At 37.0% G+C, this 17,457-nt stretch carries 11 protein-coding genes and 1 pseudogene; 9 read left to right on the top strand and 3 right to left on the bottom strand.

Annotation, left to right across the window (positions count from 1 at the left end; translation table 11 throughout):
• Positions 1-42: 42 nt before the first annotated feature.
• The gene (locus tag BkAM31D_RS16370; protein ID WP_066152995.1) at positions 43-696 is read right to left on the bottom strand and encodes a phosphatase PAP2 family protein; all 654 of its coding nucleotides are present in this window, start codon (positions 694-696) and stop codon (positions 43-45) included.
• 262 nt (positions 697-958) lie between these two features.
• Here BkAM31D_RS16370 and BkAM31D_RS16365 point away from each other — a divergent pair.
• From BkAM31D_RS16365 to tatC, 3 genes and pseudogenes are all read left to right on the top strand, one after another.
• Positions 959-2,519, top strand: a pseudogene (locus BkAM31D_RS16365) (PhoX family protein).
• Between the two features lie 17 nt (positions 2,520-2,536).
• Entirely contained in the window at positions 2,537-2,734 is a 198-nt protein-coding gene (locus tag BkAM31D_RS16360; protein ID WP_066152993.1) for a twin-arginine translocase TatA/TatE family subunit, read from the top strand.
• A gap of 76 nt (positions 2,735-2,810) precedes the next feature.
• Positions 2,811-3,554 (top strand): twin-arginine translocase subunit TatC, encoded by a 744-nt coding sequence (gene tatC, locus BkAM31D_RS16355; protein ID WP_066152989.1) that lies wholly within the window; start codon positions 2,811-2,813, stop codon positions 3,552-3,554.
• A 179-nt stretch (positions 3,555-3,733) separates the two neighbouring features.
• Here tatC and BkAM31D_RS16350 read toward each other — a convergent pair whose 3' ends face one another.
• A complete protein-coding gene (locus BkAM31D_RS16350; RefSeq protein ID WP_066152987.1) occupies positions 3,734-3,979 on the bottom strand; it encodes an HPr family phosphocarrier protein in 246 nt (81 codons plus the stop codon).
• A 324-nt stretch (positions 3,980-4,303) separates the two neighbouring features.
• On the opposite strand from BkAM31D_RS16350, the gene BkAM31D_RS16340 reads away from it, so the two are divergent.
• A complete protein-coding gene (locus tag BkAM31D_RS16340; protein WP_066152982.1) occupies positions 4,304-4,666 on the top strand; it encodes a DUF1516 family protein in 363 nt (120 codons plus the stop codon).
• A gap of 66 nt (positions 4,667-4,732) precedes the next feature.
• On the opposite strand, the gene hpaB is transcribed toward BkAM31D_RS16340, so the two are convergent.
• Complete coding sequence (hpaB, locus tag BkAM31D_RS16335) at positions 4,733-6,187, bottom strand: 4-hydroxyphenylacetate 3-monooxygenase, oxygenase component (protein WP_066152979.1); 1,455 nt, start codon at positions 6,185-6,187, stop codon at positions 4,733-4,735.
• A 166-nt stretch (positions 6,188-6,353) separates the two neighbouring features.
• Here hpaB and BkAM31D_RS16330 point away from each other — a divergent pair, with 166 nt between their 5' ends.
• The 5 genes from BkAM31D_RS16330 (at position 6,354) to BkAM31D_RS16310 (ending at position 17,453) form a co-directional block, all read left to right on the top strand.
• A complete protein-coding gene (locus tag BkAM31D_RS16330; RefSeq protein ID WP_066152976.1) occupies positions 6,354-6,812 on the top strand; it encodes a GNAT family N-acetyltransferase in 459 nt (152 codons plus the stop codon).
• Positions 6,805-9,687 (top strand): PD-(D/E)XK nuclease family protein, encoded by a 2,883-nt coding sequence (locus BkAM31D_RS16325; protein ID WP_066152974.1) that lies wholly within the window; start codon positions 6,805-6,807, stop codon positions 9,685-9,687. The genes BkAM31D_RS16330 and BkAM31D_RS16325 overlap by 8 nt, the downstream gene beginning before the upstream one ends.
• Positions 9,688-9,707: 20 nt before the next feature.
• Entirely contained in the window at positions 9,708-13,097 is a 3,390-nt protein-coding gene (locus BkAM31D_RS16320) for a UvrD-helicase domain-containing protein (protein WP_084372129.1), read from the top strand.
• A 492-nt stretch (positions 13,098-13,589) separates the two neighbouring features.
• Entirely contained in the window at positions 13,590-15,272 is a 1,683-nt protein-coding gene (locus tag BkAM31D_RS16315) for a sensor domain-containing protein (RefSeq protein ID WP_085449813.1), read from the top strand.
• 126 nt (positions 15,273-15,398) lie between these two features.
• Positions 15,399-17,453, top strand: coding sequence for a chemotaxis protein CheW (locus BkAM31D_RS16310; protein ID WP_066153617.1), 2,055 nt, complete (start codon positions 15,399-15,401; stop codon positions 17,451-17,453).
• The last annotated feature ends 4 nt before the right edge of the window (positions 17,454-17,457 follow it).

The raw sequence follows: 17,457 nt of genomic DNA, 5'->3' as shown, positions 1-17,457 counted from the left end.
CTTTGTTGCATTTCATGAACAAAGGTCTGTTTTTTTGACTAGTTAAATTGTTTGAAGTCTTCCTTTACTAATAAGCCGAATCATCCATAAGCAAAAGAAAAACCAGCTAATGGAAATCGTAATAGCAGCAAAAATATCAGTTGGAAAATGAGCACCAATGATCACTCTACTCATGGCAATGGTTGCAATAGACAGAAAGAAAATGATGATCATCGTAACTTTGCTTTTGAAACTCTGTAAAAAATGATAGCTAATAAAGATTAAAAAGGAAAACAGCAACACACTCCTCATAGTGTGACCACTAGGAAAACTGTAAGAAGCCATCTCGAGAGAATAACCAAACACTTCTATGACAGTCATCTCTCCAGGTCTTTCCCTTTGAAAGCTAATTTTAAGGATGAAGTTTAAAGCAATTCCGCCAAACGTGAGCGCAAAGAAAAAAACAAGATGAGACCACAGTTTCGTGAGCAAAAGTATGATCCCAATACCCAAAGTTGCTATAAGGATAAATTCTCCAGATCCTGCTTTCGTTACAGCTTCCATCACAGGGATGGAATAAGAAAATGTATTTGTTAACCAATTAATCAGAAATTGGTCAACTGCAACTAAATTATTTTGTAACGATAGGAATGTAATGAAAAGAAAAAGGAAAAAGCAAGTTACCATAATGAACAGATTGTTTTTACTAATTGACATTAATCTTACTCTCTTTCTACTAAAAAGTTAATTTATGAAAGTACATTGTATCATTCTATCAATGTTGAAAAAAGAGAAGATAGTGGGATTTAACTTGAGTAAAAAATTTACAAAATTTGCATTAATATTACAAAGTTAGCGAACAAGCTTTACATTGAATTTGTACTATTACTATGTAAGAGAAAAAACATATAGAAGACATAACGAGGTGGTAAGAGTGGATCGTAATCGTAGAAAATTTTTAACTTATGTTGGGACAGGAATGACAGCCTTAACTTTTGCTTCAACTGGTTTAACGGCATTAGCTCCTAAAGCAGCAGCTGCAGACAAAGGTAGAGAAAGTTTATTTGGTTATGAAAATAGAGCTTCAAGAATTGACTTTAAACCAATTGAGGCATCTACCGCAGATGAATTATTATTACCGAAAGGGTATACATATGATGTGATTGCCGCATATGGCGATGTTATTAATAGGAAAGGTGATACATTCGGATTTAACTGTAAGTCAGCGTGGGTTACTTCTAGTTAATCATGAATATACGAATCCATTATTCGTAGAAGGACCGATAGTCGGTAGCTATACAGCAAAACAAATCGAAACGCTTCTATATAACCAAGGGTTGTCAATTATTGAAGTGTACCAAGATCCGAAAACGAAAACTTGGAAAATGGATACAGAATCAAAATATGCCCGTAGAATTTCAGGTCTTGCAACTTTTCAACTAACAGGGGCTGCAAAAGGAACCTCTGCGGTCAATGGGGCAACACAAGTACAAGGTACATTTGCGAACTGTTCTGGTGGCGCGACTCTTTGGAACACGGTCTTGTCATGTGAAGAGAACTGGGAAAGTACAGCGGATAAAGCAGGATTAGATACCACTCATTATGGTTGGGTTGTTGAAGTTGATCCGTTTGATAAAGAGGACCAATATTTTAAACCACGTAAACATACGGCTTTAGGACGTTTCCACCATGAAAATTGTGCAATGGGCTTATCTAAAGACCGTCGAGTCGTTGTATATTCTGGAGATGATAAAGCGGGTGCATGTGTATATAAATACATTAGTAAAGGCAAGTACAATGAAGCCAAAGGAAAAGAGAATTCCAAGCTTTTAGAAGATGGAACGCTATATGCTGCTGATATGGAAAATGGAAAATGGCTTGCTTTAACACTTGATAATGTTAGGGAAGCAGCAAAGGAAGATAATGAGTTATTGAATAAGTTTAAAACACAAGCTGATGTACTCGTAAATGCTCATGAAGCTGCCATTTTACTTGGTGCTACGCCTACAGATCGTCCGGAAGATGTTGAAATTAGTCCGATTGATAATTCGATCTTTATTGCCCATACGAATAATGCAAGTAAAGGAAATTTCCATGGTCATATTACTCGTTTCTTTGAGAAGGATGGTGACCTAGGGGCATTGAATTTCACCTATGAAATTTTCGCAGCTGGTGGAACACAAAGTGGGTTTAGTGCACCTGATAATTTAGATTTTGACCGCCATGGTAATTTATGGACCGTAACAGATATTTCTACAAGTAGTTTAAATAAAGGAACGTATGAACCATTTAAGAATAACGGTATGTTTGTCATCCCGACAACAGGAAAGGACAAAGGACAAGCATTTCAATTTGCCTCAGGACCAGTTGAGTCTGAATTAACAGGTCCATGGTTTACACCTAATGAGAAAACGTTGTTCTTAGCGGTTCAACATCCAGGTGAGCAAACGAAGAATCTCAACAATCCAACTAGTATGTGGCCGCATCGTAAAGGTGATACGATGCCAAGACCGTCTGTTGTGGCAATTAAAGGGTTCTAGAGAGGAGAGGAAGAAGGATGTTACAAAATATTGGAATTCCAGGTCTTATACTTGTCTTAGTGATTGCCCTCATTATTTTTGGACCTTCTAAGCTCCCAGAAATTGGTCGAGCTTTTGGCCAAACATTGCGCGAGTTTAAACGCTCTACAAATGAAATCATGAGTGATGACAAAAAAGAGGAAGAAGACTCGATGAAAAAAGAAAAAACGGTGTAAATAACGAAAGAGGATGTAAGAATTTTTAGCATAGCTTACATCTTCTTTTTTCAGTTAAATGGAAGGAGAGAGTGAGATGAATGACAACACGTTCCAGTTGGTTGATCATCTTGAAGAACTAAGGAAAAGAATCATTGTGACTCTATGTGCTTTTGTTGTTTCATTAGTAACTGCATTTATCTTTGTTGATAAAATTTATGTATTTTTAGTAAGAGATTTACCTAGTAAATTAGCTATACTAGGGCCCAGTGATATTTTGTGGGTCTATTTAAAAATTGCAAGTGTGTTTGCTATTGCAGTGACGATTCCTATAGCCGCTTATCAGATTTGGTTATTTGTACGCCCAGCATTAGATGCAAAAGAACGGAAAATCACACTCGCCTATATACCAGCTTTATTTCTATTATTTTTACTTGGAATTTGTTTTGGGTATTTTATCTTGTTTCCACTAGTCTTGCAATTTCTAGTTGCATTAGCTGGGGACTTATTCGAGATGTTCTACACAACAGAAAAGTATTTTCAGTTTATGATGCAAATGACCTTGCCTTTTGGATTTCTATTTGAAATTCCAGTCGTCATAATGTTCTTAACAAGCCTTGGTATTCTTAATCCTTATGCACTACAAAAATCTCGGAAATATGCCTACTTTATTCTAATTATTATATCAATATTAATTACTCCTCCAGATTTTTTATCAGATGTATTAGTGATCATCCCACTCATCTTGCTTTATGAATGTAGTGTTATTTTATCAAAGTTTGTTTATAAACGAGCAAAGGCAAAGTCTGTTCGTTCCGATTTATCAAATGATATTGCGTAAATAAAGGGGGCGTCTCCAAGGTTTACTTTTTACCTTTGGAGACGCCCTCGAAGTAATATGTGGAGCCTTTTTTAAAAAGTCTTGAAGGGGGAGGTTCTCCTTCTCAAGTTGTTCGACGTATGGGCCAATGGCGATCTCTAAATATGGTTGGCCCTCTTGAGAGGGGGTATGAGCTTAGGTTAATCTAAACAAATTCTTTTTAACTCATGAAGGGCTGTTTTGGAGTCGGTACCTTCAGCATGAACACATATTCGTCCATTAAGGCCATGGAGCATACCAACACTTAACAAACTTTTTGCATTTAGTTTTTTTTCATTTAGTTCAATTAAAATGTTGCTTTCAAATTGATTTGCTACACTTACTAATTGAAATACTTTTTTACTACTGAAGTTCTGAGCAATCGAAAAATGCTCTGTTGATTCCATTTATATCCCCTCCAAATTTCTTGTGTTAGTTGTATTATGATAGATGTTAGCGTGTTAGGTAGCTAAGCACTTGCTCTTTAATCATAGCAAAAGAGCATGGGATCTAAGTTAATTGATTGTTAAATTTAGATTAATTGTTTTATTTAGGTGGCTTAAAGAAAGTATAGGGAAAAAAGCAAATGAGAGGGAAATTTTTGATAGATTTTCTACCGAACAAATTCATGAAGTTCGTAATCGTTTGGAATTTGTTAACGGTTCATGTTATTACTTCTGTTTGTTTTCGTTTATAATAGAGGAAGTGCTATTTAAAAAGGAGGGTGAAATATGGTAACTGGGATGTATCATGCACATGTTGACTCATGGTGGCTAACCATTCTTTTGTTTGTTATTGCTTATTTCTTACTTAAAGCTGGCAAGCAAAAAGGTGCTAAAATTGTACATATGATCTTACGTTTATTCTATGTCATTATGATTTTCTCTGGTGTAACGCTCTTAATCAGTTTGCAATTCCCGTTTGTATACGTATTAAAAGGTATCTTAGCTCTAGTACTGATTTATGCCATTGAAATGATTCTTGTTAAAACCAAAAAAGGAACGATTGGTTCAAGAGCACCTATGTATTGGGGATTATTTGCTCTTACCCTTGTACTTGTTGTATTACTCGGAATGGGCATTATCTCTTTTTAACTTTAAAAAAACTAGCTAGTGAGTCCTCTCTAGCTAGTTTTTTTGCCGTTGTTTATTTGATTCAATTCACTTCTTTTTCTTTCTTGCTAAAAACGATTGAACTTGATCGGTAAATGGACTTTTGTCATAAGAGAGATAAAGTGCTGATGATAAACGAATTGGATCACCAAAAAAATAACGCTCGTATTGTGTTTGTCTTGATCCAAAGGGACTCATCGTTAAGTCCCATGCTAATCGAAATAGTTGAACTCGGTCATCAGCAGAACAATTTCTTGCTTGTAAATACTTTTCTAGGTCCTTGCCAATTTCAGAACGGAAGTCTTTCTCTGTCGGCAAGGCAGTCAAGCCACTTGCTCCTAGTAAGTGTAGAACCTCGACAAGACGTGGGTATGTTTTTTGATAATAGCTGGAGGCAACCATTAAGGGCTTTGCATCGGGTACCATCGTTCCAAATTCATTTTGTTTTGCTTCTACTTCTGCTTTCGTAAGTAGAGATTGCATGATTTCTAGAGTCATGATCAGCTCTGTAAGTTTTTCTTGAACATGTTGATACTCAGTGATAGCGAGCGTTTGAGCAAGCGTTTCTGTTAACCCAAGTAAAAACTCTGTTTTAACAACTTGCCTGCAAACGGCTTGAAATAAGAGCATGATATTTAAATTAGGTATCGTATAAATTCGACCAACGGCTTCCAAATCTTTATAGAGAAAGACACGGTCCCACGGAACCAAAACATTGTCAAAAACAACAATTGAATCAATTTCATCAAAATGTGAAGTTAAAGGATAATCATATTCACTTGTAACCATTTTTGCATAGGATTCTCGACATAGGAACTTTAAGCCAGGTGTATTCGATGGAATGGCGAAAGCATACACATAGTCAGGATCGATCGTATTTCCCCCAACAGGCAGAACTAATATTTCATCTGTCAATCCTCCTTGAGTTGCAAGCAAACGTGCTCCTTGAATAACAATTCCTTCCTCGGTTTCATCAATGATTTTTGCAGCAATAATATTTTCACGATCATCGGAAAATTCAAGATAATGTGGAGAGCGATTAACTTGCGGGTTGATAAACGTATGGGTAAAGGATAGATCGTTTTTTCTCGCGTGTTCAAAAATTTGCTTAATGTTCGTTGAATAAGGCTCTTTAAAAAATGAATGGGAAGATCCTAATGTCATAATAGCTGTATTAATATAATCTGGTGAGCGGCCGATGGTTCCCCCACTTTTTCTAGCCCAAAATTGAGTTGCCATTCGTCTTTTCGTAAGCTTTTCAATCGTTGTTGGTTGCTCAAAGGCAAAATTATAGCAATCATCACTTGTAGAAGAGGTACAAGTAAGGAGGTGTGTTAATTTAGGATCGTGTTGCAAATCATATAGTGCGGCTTTGCTATGCAAAATGCCTTTAAAAGCAAGGTGTTCAGATAACTTTCCCGTTACTTGCTCTCCGTCTATCCATACTTCATTTTGTAATTGATCAATCCGGTCAATATAATCACTACCTTTTATGACTGCCATGTGATCGCCACCTCATTTTAAGTTTCTTGCTAAGATTCTTCACAGTATATGCGCCAAAAAATACAAGAGTGCCCAGGAAATAAGAGGACACTTTTTAGCGTGTTTTCTTTTTTAGTCATGACGTAAAATGCTAAAATAGTAATATTCAATTCTAGGGGATATAGAAGTGTTAAATTGGAAGGTAAAAGAATTTAATCAGTTAACGGTTGATGAATTATACGAACTCGTTCAATTGAGAATAGAGGTATTTGTAGTTGAACAAGCTTGTGTCTATCAGGAGCTTGATGATAAGGATCAGATTGCCTTTCATCTTTTAGGTTACAAAGATGGAAAGCTTCAGGCGTACAGTCGGTTATTTAAAAGCGGCACACTTTATGAGGATGCTTCGATTGGAAGAGTCATTGTAAGAGAAAGTGAACGTGCTAAAGGATATGGACAAGAGTTGTTAGAACATGCAATATCGTTAATTACTAACGAATTTCATGACGATTCCATTTTAATTCATGCGCAGGAGTACTTAACGTATTTTTATCAATCTTTTGGCTTTCAACCAGTTTCGGACATTTATTTATTAGATGGAATCAATCATCTTGATATGCGCAGGTGGAGGGGTAAAAATGAGTAAACATGTCATTTATGGCACTCATGTTACAAAAGTTGCAAATCAAACCAGGTTAAAAGAAACATTTTCGATTCAAAAAGAAGAAAAGAAAACGGCATTTTACGTTTTGCCTTCTCATATGTGGTTGCAAGAAGCGAGGAGGAAGCAACCGAGTTTGCCTTTTACGACTTTTGATGACATTGCCAGTTACATCTTACAACAAGCTAACGTTTCTTATATACCTTTAACAGAAGAAGAACGAACGTTGTTTTTCTTGCAATTTATTAGAGAAGACGAGATGTTACGGGATGACCTAGTTGTATCAGGGAAAGCACGCGCTTACGCTGATACTTACGGGCAAATAAAACGTCTTGGTTTAGAGGTTGATCATAGTCCGTTGTCTCTACAGCCACTTGTTTCGCTTTTTAAAAGCTATGAAAAGGAAACGATTCATAATCGTAATTTGTTAGATCCTGAAAATATTTTGTTAAGAGCGATCCGCGTTTTATTAGACGAGCCAAGCCAGGTCGAAATTTCCCTTGTTGTTGTTGATGGCTATTATGATTTTAGCCCTCTTCAAGCTCTTTTCATTGAAGCGTTAAAAAAAGCAGGTGTTGCCGTGAATGTTTATATTCCGCATCATCCAGCGCTTGAGCTTGTTGACAAGACTGTTAGTGAATTAATTAAGATGGGGTTTGAGGATGAAAGAGGAAGTTTAGAAGAAGTTGAAGTTATGGTTGAAAACGAACTAGTAGCTGCGTCAACTGAAGAAGAGCAATGGAGAGGAATCCTTGAGGAAATAAGTTTGAGCTATAAGAATTATGAAGAAGCAGGAATTCTTGTAGTCGATGAGAGTAAGGGGATGGAACAGCTTGAACGATTTGCAAAGATGTATGAAGTCCCTATAAATAAAGCACGAAAACGTAAAGTGTCCACCACCACGATTCATTCATTTATTGTCGCTATACTAGAACGAGATGGTAGGCCTAAGTCAAAATGGGAGCAGCTACCTCTTATTGAACTCATATTAAGGTTGTACCAAGTAAGTGGGCTAGATTTTGCAAAACAAAAACAAGCCTTTCTGCAAACAGGTGAGTGGTATGACGAGAAGATTCAGGCATTTTATGAACAGGTAAGCCAAGTGCGCTGGAAACAACAAAATTCATTTGTTGAGTATCTAAAAGAAATACGAGAACTTTTAGAAAAGTGGACGTTTGAAACAAACTGGATAAATAGTATGAAGGTGGAGGAAGACGTCTCCAAATTGCGTGAATTGGCAGATGAGCATAAAGCCTTTACCGAACTAAAAAATGAATTGCAAACATATGAACAGCTTTTACGTGAAAAGGGCTTAGGCTCTTTGATGATGACTCATGATTTACTTGTAGAATGGGTTGAAAATCTTGGTGAGAAACTTCACCTTTTTGAAGCACGGGGGTCGAAAAAAGGCCTTGCAGTTCATACGTGGAGAGACGTAGGTCTATTTAAAGGGAAGAAGCTTTATGTCGTTGGAATGAATGAAGGTGTTTTTCCAGCCGTTCATCGACTGAGCGGTTATGTTCAAGAAAGGGATTTAACCGAAGGCCTCGTTCGTTATAGTCCTCCTACTCAAGAGCATTTTAGACTGAAGCAGCAAGCTCATTTTGCACAATTGCCTTATGTTGCAGAGTCGGTAACGTATACGTATGTTAAAGGCATTGATGTTAACCATCCTAAGTTGCCGTCTCCATTATTAGAACAGGTTGGAAAAGCAGATAAAGTATGGACGTTAGAGAAAAGGATTGAAGCAAAAGTAGCTTATTCCACTACAGATCAAATCGAAAAAATTTCTTATCATGTCGGAAAGGGTTGTTTGGTTGAAGAGCAACCAGAAACAATCGAGCATCTATTACACAGAATTAAGCGAATAGAGGAAGCGGAAGAGCCGATTTCACTTTACAATGATAAACCTCTTCAGCCAGTTGTGTCGGTTACAGCTTTAGAAAGCTATGCGCGATGTCCATTTAAGTATGGAATGGAAAGAATTTTGCAAGTAGATGAACCGCAAGCACTCCAAGAAAAAGTTTCACCAATTGATATTGGTCATTTGATGCACTCAATAATTGAACAGTTATATATAGAAACTTCTGCGATTGGCAGATCGTTTATAGAGGCAAGGGAAGACATACTGAAAATACCCGAACGTTTAGAGGGATTATTTGAAGAAAAATGGGAACAAATTGAAAATCAAAGTCTAGAAATATCACGGTTTGATTTAGAACTAACGAAGGCTGAATGGAAAAAACGACTATTACGTTGGTGGATAGCAGAGCGAAAACACTTTTGGGACAATGATCATTTGCAAAAAATGGAAATGATGGCACTTGAGAAACCTATCCGTTTTGAAATACAGTTATCGAACGGTCAAAAGCTTGTTTTGACAGGAAAAGCGGACCGGGTCGATCGTTTAGATGATTCAATTGTTATTTATGATTATAAATCTGGTCAAGCAAGTGTAAAAATGGAGGACGTGAAGGCAGGTTTGAAACTGCAGTTACCGTTATATGCCTATGCGATAAGAGAAGAAATAGAGCGTATAGAGGAAGCGACAGTAAAAGCAGACGGAGCAACGTATATTTCTTTAAAAGAGCCAAACAAACGAGCAGGAAATGGAATTTGGCGAAGTGAACATGTTGGGAAGGAATCTCGATACAAAGTCTCTTCCCACTGTCGTAATCGCGAAGATGAGTTAGGAACGGAGCAATTCTTAATCTCCCATAATCTAATCGAGCGAATAGAAGAACTATGGAGAGGGATGCATTCGAACTTCCCAGTCGCTCCTTTAGAGTGCTCTCAATTTTGCCAGTATCGCTCGATTTGCAGAGTGACCGATGAAAAGAGAGAACAGGCCAATGGATAGGGCTATGAGAAAGGAGTACAATGATGAAATTTAATGATTCGCAACTTCGAGCTATTACTAGTGAAAAAGCGCTTGTTCTCGTTTCTGCAGGTGCTGGTTCAGGTAAAACTCGTGTGTTAACAGAGCGTTTTATTCACCTATGTGAATTGCAGTTGAAAGATCCGAGCCACCCTGTCGGTGCGACGGTTGAAGAGATTGCTGCGATTACCTTTACCGAGAAAGCAGCTAGAGAGATGAAGGATCGAATTAGAAAACGACTTGCAGAAAAGGAAACTGAAGCTGATGATAAACGGGCACAAATGTATTGGCAGGAACAAAAAGAGGCGATTGAACGTGCTCATATCTCAACGTTTCATAGTTTTTGTCAACGGCTGTTAACGCAACATGCAATGAAAGCAGATTTAATTCCTAATAGTCGTGTCATTGATGATGTCGAGGCAAGGAGTCGTAAACGTTCCATATTAAAAACAATGTTAGAAGAAAAGGAACACCATGAATTGGCTCTGCCACTTCTACAAGTAATGAGTAAAAATCAATTGTTTGAATATGTAGAAAAGGTTCATGATGACATTCGTGAGTTTGTAGTTGGCGAACAAGCAATTATGACATTACATGTGGATGAAATGCTAGAAAAACAAAAGCAAGCGAAATTACAAGCTCAAGTTGAGATAGTAAAGCATTTCCATGAAAATGCGGTTCGGTGTATCGAAGCATTTCCTCTAGGTGGTGATTTAACAAAAGCTCAAAAAAGTCATGTCGAAAGAATCACAGAAGGTTTTCAATCAATAACAGGATCAGAAGAGCCAACACATTATATGAGCAAAGTTGAACCATTAATGCCTTCGCGTTCAGATAAACGATGGTCTGAGAAAGTTACATCTTTATACGAACTATTTGAAGGCTATTGGAAACCCTTTAAGGAAAAATGGAAGGAAATTGGGGGAGATGGTGTCGTAGATGAACAAACAAGAGAGATTACTAAACGGTTTGTTCAATTGTTGAAAGAGTTCTCAAGGCGATATATGTATGAAAAGAAAATTGCAGGGATGCTAGATTTTTCAGATTTACAGCAAAAAGCGGTTGCTTTATTGCAACATGAGGCTATTAAAGAAGTGAGTCAAAAACAATTCCGCCATATGATGGTCGATGAATTTCAGGATACAAATCGACTTCAACTTGAAATGTTGGAACGAATAGAACCAGCTTTTCAATTTATTGTTGGAGATCAAAAACAATCGATCTACCGTTTCCGCGGAGCAAATGTGAGCTTAATGAATGAACGTGAGGATTTGGCTCATTCTCTTGAAGATGCAGAGGTAATATTAATGAACCAAAATTACCGAACTCAAGCACCGGTTATCGAAGCTGTAAATGAATTGTTTTCTTATGCAATGGTCTCAAAAAGAACACATTCATATGAAACGGTTTATGCACCACTAGAAGCACATAGACAAAGCGAACAATTAAATGAGAAAAGAGTCGAGTTAACCATACTTGAGAATGAAAACGAAGCTGATTGTCTTCATTCATATGATGTGTTAGCCAATCGTTTAGTAGAAATGATTCATACTGGCTTCCCACGAGTCAATAAGGATGATCGTTGGGTCAAACCGAGCTGGGGAGATATTGCCATTCTTATTCCCGCAAGGTCACATCTTCTTACACTTGAACGAGCTTTAATGAATAAAGGGATTCCGTATGTTGTCAGTGGTGGGGTAGGATTTTATGAAAGGCAAGAGATTATAGATTTTGTCACCTTTCTGAGATGGCTAAACCGTCCCTTTGAAGAATTACATCTATTGGCGATTCTTCGTAATCCGATCTGTGGCTTAACAGTCGATGATTTTCTTACGTTGAAATCTGAAATAGGGGAAAATGAAGCTCTTTATCAATTGGTTTATGATCAAAGGCATTCTTCATACAATCAATTACCTACTCATATCCAAAAGGCATGTCAATTTGTGCAAAAGTGGCTAGAAACCTGGACGCCATTTAGACCCAAAGCAACATTAGAAGCCACGCTGGACTCTATTTTTAATGAGACAGGATTACGGACGGCTCTTTTTCTTCAACAAAATGGTTTGCAGAAAGTTAGAAATGTAGAAAAGCTTATTCAGACAATCGCTGGAACGAATAACAAAGATTTAGAAACCATTCTAATGGAGTTAGAGGAGCGTATTGCTCTTAGTGAAAAAGAAGGTGAATCTGAGGTTGAGCGGGTAGATGGTGATGTCATTCAAATTATGACTGTTCATGCTTCCAAAGGATTGGAGTTTCCAATTGTCTGTCTTCCGCAACTAGAAAGACAAAACAAAGGTGATAAAGGGAGTATTCGATTCCATGCCGATTTTGGGATTGTTCTAAATGTCGAGATGGATTTAAGTGAATTTGAAGAAGACTCAATTGTACATGAAACACCTGCTTTTGGAATCGTCAAAGACCGTGCAAATGCTGAGGCAAGAGAGGAAGCAAAACGTTTATTTTATGTTGCGATGACAAGAGCGCGTGATTATTTGTATATGATTGGTGAACAGTCAAAGGCTTCTCATACATGGCTTGACATGACTCAAGGAGCGCTTGAACAAACGAACTTGTCAAAGAATATCGTCACAAATAATGAGATAATAGACCAAGAGAACGTTCAAGATCTTCAGTCTATTTACACTCCGCCTACAAAGGTTGAAAAAAATAAAGTACCTATTAGCTTTTCCGTTTCTGAAGTGATGTTGTTTATCAAGGATCCTATTGCTTACTTTAATAAGCATGTGATTGGTATACCAGAAATCATATTATTCAATGATGAACCTCGTTTGTATGATAAGAAGTATCAAGTAGATGCTTCAAGATTGGGCTCTTTGGTTCACCGTGCATGTGAATTACGTGATAGTGGCTTACCTCAAGAACAAGCATTAGTCCAGGCTCTACGTGAAGAGGAGTTGGATGGTAGTCTTCAATATGAAACACAAATGCAAAAATTAATGCAAGTGTATACGGACGAAGTGAAGGAACATTTGGGTGAAACACTTATTAACGAGTGGGGGTTTTCCACGTTTATTGAAGGAGCAGAAATCATCGGTGAAATTGATAAAGTGGCGATTAAAAATGGAAAACGACATTTGATTGATTTTAAGACGAACCATATAAAAAAATCTGGATCCGAACTACTAGAGTTTTACTGGCCTCAGCTTGTCCTTTATAAAATAGCTTATGAGCAAGAAACGAAGGAGTTAATAGATGAACTCTCGTTATTTGTGTTTCGTGATGAAGCTGCGCCATTGCATTCACTTGAGAGTAACACTAATCAAGAGAACAAGATTCGCAAAGCAATTCGAACGATGGTTACATTACGAGAGCAGCAAGCGCCTAAAAGCGCTTATCAAGAGTTGGTATCCACTTTTGAGTCACTGTAGCTATTTTGAAGGATAAGGCTGTCTTAAAAGTCTTACTCATAGATGAAATAGCTTGATTCGTTAGACACCTTGAGAGAAAGCTTTTTTAAAAATATAGCGATTTCGCTTATTGCTTCGGGGGCGTTTCAAAAGGTCAAAAGACCTTTTGAGACGGCCTCTTTCACAATATTCCCCTAAAGTATTAAAGTTGTAACAATCATTACCATTTTATGTTAACTTTGCAAGAAAGCAGTTATGATAAAATATAGGAGTGTGACGATGATGACATTTAATATGTCTTATGTCGTTGGGCTTTAAGTTGTTATGTGGAATGTAACTGGAACTCTAGTTTGAAGAAACAGATTAATTTTATAGGAAAACATATAATGTTGCATGTGTGTTACAGTTTTACATAAAAAGTTTGTTATTATCATAAATTCCACTTAAGATTTATTAAAAATATACGATATAAAAGAAGAAGCCAGAATTACTGGGCAGAAAGTGATGTGAGAAATGAGCGGTACTGAAAAATGTAAGGTAGTAAAAAAAAGTGAACAGTATTATCAATCTCTTTTCTTGCACAGTCCAAGTGCTATATTTCATTTAAGTTCGTCTGCTCTTATTACTAAGATTAACCCCGCGGCTAGTGAGATGACAGGATATGGTGAAGAGGAACTTCTCAAAAAAAATTTTTATAGTCTTTTTAACAAAGAAGATCATCGACAATTGAAACAATTATTTCAACTTGCTTTAAGTGGTCAACGTGTTACCGTTTCAATGCAATTCAATTATGCGGTGCCCAATCATCCAATAGTTAATGTTTCGGTCATTCCCATTCAAGAAAATGACAAGGTGCATGAGGTGATTGGAATTATCGAGGACATTACTGACCAATTAAAAGTAAGTCAATTGGCTATGGAAGATGAATTAACAGGACTGCCAAATCGAAGATATTTAATGGAAAAGCTAACAGCATCTCTTGCAAGTACAACTGTTAGGAAAGAGAAACTTGCTGTTTTATTTATTGATCTAGATCGTTTCAAGCTTGTGAATGATACGTTAGGGCATTATTTAGGGGATCAAGCTCTTAAGCTAGTTGCCTTACGATTGCGGGATGCATTGCCTGATTCTGCTATTATCACAAGGGTTGGTGGGGATGAATTTGTTGTTCTTTTACCTGAGTTGGAAAATGTTAATGAAGCAAAACAAACGGCGGAGAAACTGCTTGAAGAAATTCGATATCCTTTATTGATCGATGAGTATGAATTCACGTTAACAGGTAGCATTGGTATAGCTATTTTTCCAGAATGCGCTAAAGATGCAGAGTCGTTAATTAAATCAGCTGATGCTGCATTGTACCGAGCTAAGGCCGATGGTGGAGATGCCAATAAATTGTTTCAGAGTGAAATGAGATTTTTGCTACATGAAAAATTCTATGTTGAAAATGATTTGCGCCGCGCGTTAGAAAGAGGGGAGTTTTCTCTTTATTTTCAACCGCAGTTTGATCTTAAAACGAATCAATACTGTGGTGAAGAAGTGTTAGTTCGCTGGAATCACCCAACAGAAGGTCTTATAAGTCCAGTGAAGTTTCTTACTGTGGCTGAAGAAACCGGACTCATTGTTTCGATTGGAGAGTGGGTTTTAAGAGAAGCTTGCTATCAAAAGAAAAAACTAGTTAATATGGGCTTTCCGCAAGTTCCGATGTCTGTCAATCTTTCATTACGTCAGTTTCTCCATAGAGACATTGTCAAACAAGTTGAAGGTGCCCTCCATGATTCTTGTTTAGCGCCACGTTTATTAGAACTCGAAGTTACTGAAAGTGTAACAATCGATATTGACCGTACGGTCAATATATTAAATCGTTTACTGGCTTTAGGAGTGAAAATCAGTTTAGATGATTTTGGTACAGGTTATAGTTCATTACAATATGTAAGTCAGCTTCCAATTCAAGAATTGAAAATAGATCAATCTTTTGTCCGTAATATTGGTCAGGGGAAACAAAGTGAGGGGATCATTTCGATGATTATTAATCTCGCTCACTATCTGGAGATCTCAGTAATTGCGGAAGGCGTTGAAACAGAACAACAGCTTATGTTTTTGCAAAAGCAGAATTGTAACAAAGTACAAGGCTATTATTATACCAAACCATTATGTATGTCAGATTACCAAAAATATTTAAGGACAAAAATAATTTAAGATTTTGTGACGGGTCATACAAACTAATACAAATCTCCTATGCCTATATACTTTTTTACAAAAAGGTATGCTATGATGACAAAAAGTACTTCTTGTCGATTAATGGAAAGATTGTATGTGTATGCAATGGTAGAGAACATCGAGGTGAATGAGATCTTGATCAATACAGAGTATTTAGACTTATTTATTGATGAAAGTCAAGAACATCTGCAGGCAATCAACGATAATTTATTAAAACTAGAACAGGCTCCACATGATCGATCAATTGTGAGTGAAGTTTTCAGGTCCGCTCATACGTTAAAAGGAATGGCTGCAACAATGGGATTTGAAGACCTTGCTCATCTAACGCATAACATGGAGAATGTGTTAGACCTAATTCGCAATGACAAACTAGAAGTCAATCCTTCTGTTTTAGATGTTGTTTTCTTAGCGCTTGATGATTTAGAAGCTATGGTAACAGATATAGCTTCAGGTGGGGAAGGGAAACGCGATGTCTCCGAAGCGATCAAGCAATTAGAACAGATTGAGAATAGAAACGCCAACGATGTAATAGCACCATCGACAAAGAGCATAGAAAGTGACACTGACCTTCAGACGATCGAACAATATGATCAATTTGAACGGACCATTATAGAGCAATCATTTGAACAAGGGTACAATATCTACTTGATGAAAATAACACTTGATCCACAAGTGGTGTTGAAAGCTGCCCGTGTCTTTATGGTCTTTGATGTATTGGAGCAGATAGGAGAAGTTATTAAATCTACGCCAGTTGCAGAAGACTTAGAGCAAGAAAAGTTTGATTCAGACTTTTTAGTAACAGTCCTTTCAAAGATTCAAATGGAAGAAATTAAGGATCGTATTTTAAACATTTCTGAGATTGATAGCGTAGATATACAAGGCGTTGAAGTTGGCAAACTTTCTTCTTCAGAGGAAGTACTAGAAGAACAAGTGGAAGTTAAGAATGTAGAAATGCCAATTGAGACAGTGAAACCGGATGGAATAGAAAAGCCACCAAAGCAGAAAACAGAACTTAACAAAACGATACGTGTGAACATTGAACGACTAGACGTCCTAATGAATTTATTTGAGGAATTGGTTATAGATCGTGGTCGACTTGAACAGATTGCCAGTGAATTGAACAATAATGAATTGAATGAAACGGTTGAAAGAATGTCACGCATTTCCGGAGATTTACAAGAAATCATCTTGAATATGAGAATGATGCCAGTTGAACAAGTTTTTAATCGTTTTCCTAGAATGGTACGGAGTCTATCAAAAGATTTAAATAAAAAGGTTAATTTGCAAATTATAGGGGCCGAAACAGAGCTTGATCGAACGATACTTGATGAAATTGGAGATCCTCTCGTTCATTTATTACGTAATTCCATAGACCATGGTATTGAAACACCAGAAAAACGACTAGCGGCGGGCAAGCCTGAAGAAGGAACAGTGCTTCTAAAAGCCTTTCATAGTGGCAATAATGTCTTTATTGAAATTGAGGACGATGGTTCTGGAATTGACCGTGAAAAAGTTCTGAAGAAAGCACTAACGAATGGTGTCGTAACAGAAGAAGAAGCTTCTAAAATGTCCGACCAACAAGTATTTTCTTTGTTATTTTCTTCAGGATTCAGTACAGCTGACAAAATAACAGATGTATCTGGACGTGGTGTTGGTCTTGATGTCGTGAGAAACACGTTTGAATCGTTAGGTGGAGTTGTGACAGTCAACTCTGAGGTAGGGAAAGGCTCTGTATTCTCCATTCAACTGCCTTTAACACTCTCGATTATAGATGTAATGCTCGTTGAATTACAAAATGAGAAATATGCAATACCATTATCATCTATCATTGAAACGGCAATTGTGAATACAAAAGATGTTTTTAACTCTCATAATCAAAAGGTCATTGATTTCAGAGGGAAAGTTATTCCTCTTGTCTTTTTGAAGGAGATTTTTGAAGTTCCTGGTAGTCAACTAGAAGAAGAGTCATATTCATTAGTTATTGTTCATAAAGGAAACAAGGTAGCAGGACTTGTTGTCGATTCTTTGATCGGTCAGCATGATGTTGTTCTAAAATCACTTGGGAATTATTTGAAAGAAGTATTTGCGATTTCAGGTGCTACTATTCTTGGAAATGGGCAAGTTGCTTTGATTATAGATACGAATGCTTTAATCAAGTAATGAA

It is taken from the genome of Halalkalibacter krulwichiae, assembly GCF_002109385.1.
Classification (GTDB): domain Bacteria; phylum Bacillota; class Bacilli; order Bacillales; family Bacillaceae_D; genus Halalkalibacter; species Halalkalibacter krulwichiae.
Note: the sequence above shows the minus strand (reverse complement) of the source record. Positions and strands in the feature narration are given on the sequence as shown.

Bases quoted from the DNA above. Each gene is read 5' to 3' on its own strand.
- BkAM31D_RS16370 (WP_066152995.1), bottom strand. From the start codon at position 696: ATGTCAATTAGTAAAAACAATCTGTTCATTATGGTAACTTGCTTTTTC.
- BkAM31D_RS16325 (WP_066152974.1), top strand. From the start codon at position 6,805: ATGAGTAAACATGTCATTTATGGCACTCATGTTACAAAAGTTGCAAAT.
- tatC (WP_066152989.1), top strand. From the start codon at position 2,811: ATGAATGACAACACGTTCCAGTTGGTTGATCATCTTGAAGAACTAAGG.
- BkAM31D_RS16360 (WP_066152993.1), top strand. From the start codon at position 2,537: ATGTTACAAAATATTGGAATTCCAGGTCTTATACTTGTCTTAGTGATT.
- BkAM31D_RS16320 (WP_084372129.1), top strand. From the start codon at position 9,708: ATGATGAAATTTAATGATTCGCAACTTCGAGCTATTACTAGTGAAAAA.
- BkAM31D_RS16340 (WP_066152982.1), top strand. From the start codon at position 4,304: ATGGTAACTGGGATGTATCATGCACATGTTGACTCATGGTGGCTAACC.
- BkAM31D_RS16310 (WP_066153617.1), top strand. From the start codon at position 15,399: ATGGTAGAGAACATCGAGGTGAATGAGATCTTGATCAATACAGAGTAT.
- BkAM31D_RS16315 (WP_085449813.1), top strand. From the start codon at position 13,590: ATGAGCGGTACTGAAAAATGTAAGGTAGTAAAAAAAAGTGAACAGTAT.
- hpaB (WP_066152979.1), bottom strand. From the start codon at position 6,187: ATGGCAGTCATAAAAGGTAGTGATTATATTGACCGGATTGATCAATTA.
- BkAM31D_RS16350 (WP_066152987.1), bottom strand. From the start codon at position 3,979: ATGGAATCAACAGAGCATTTTTCGATTGCTCAGAACTTCAGTAGTAAA.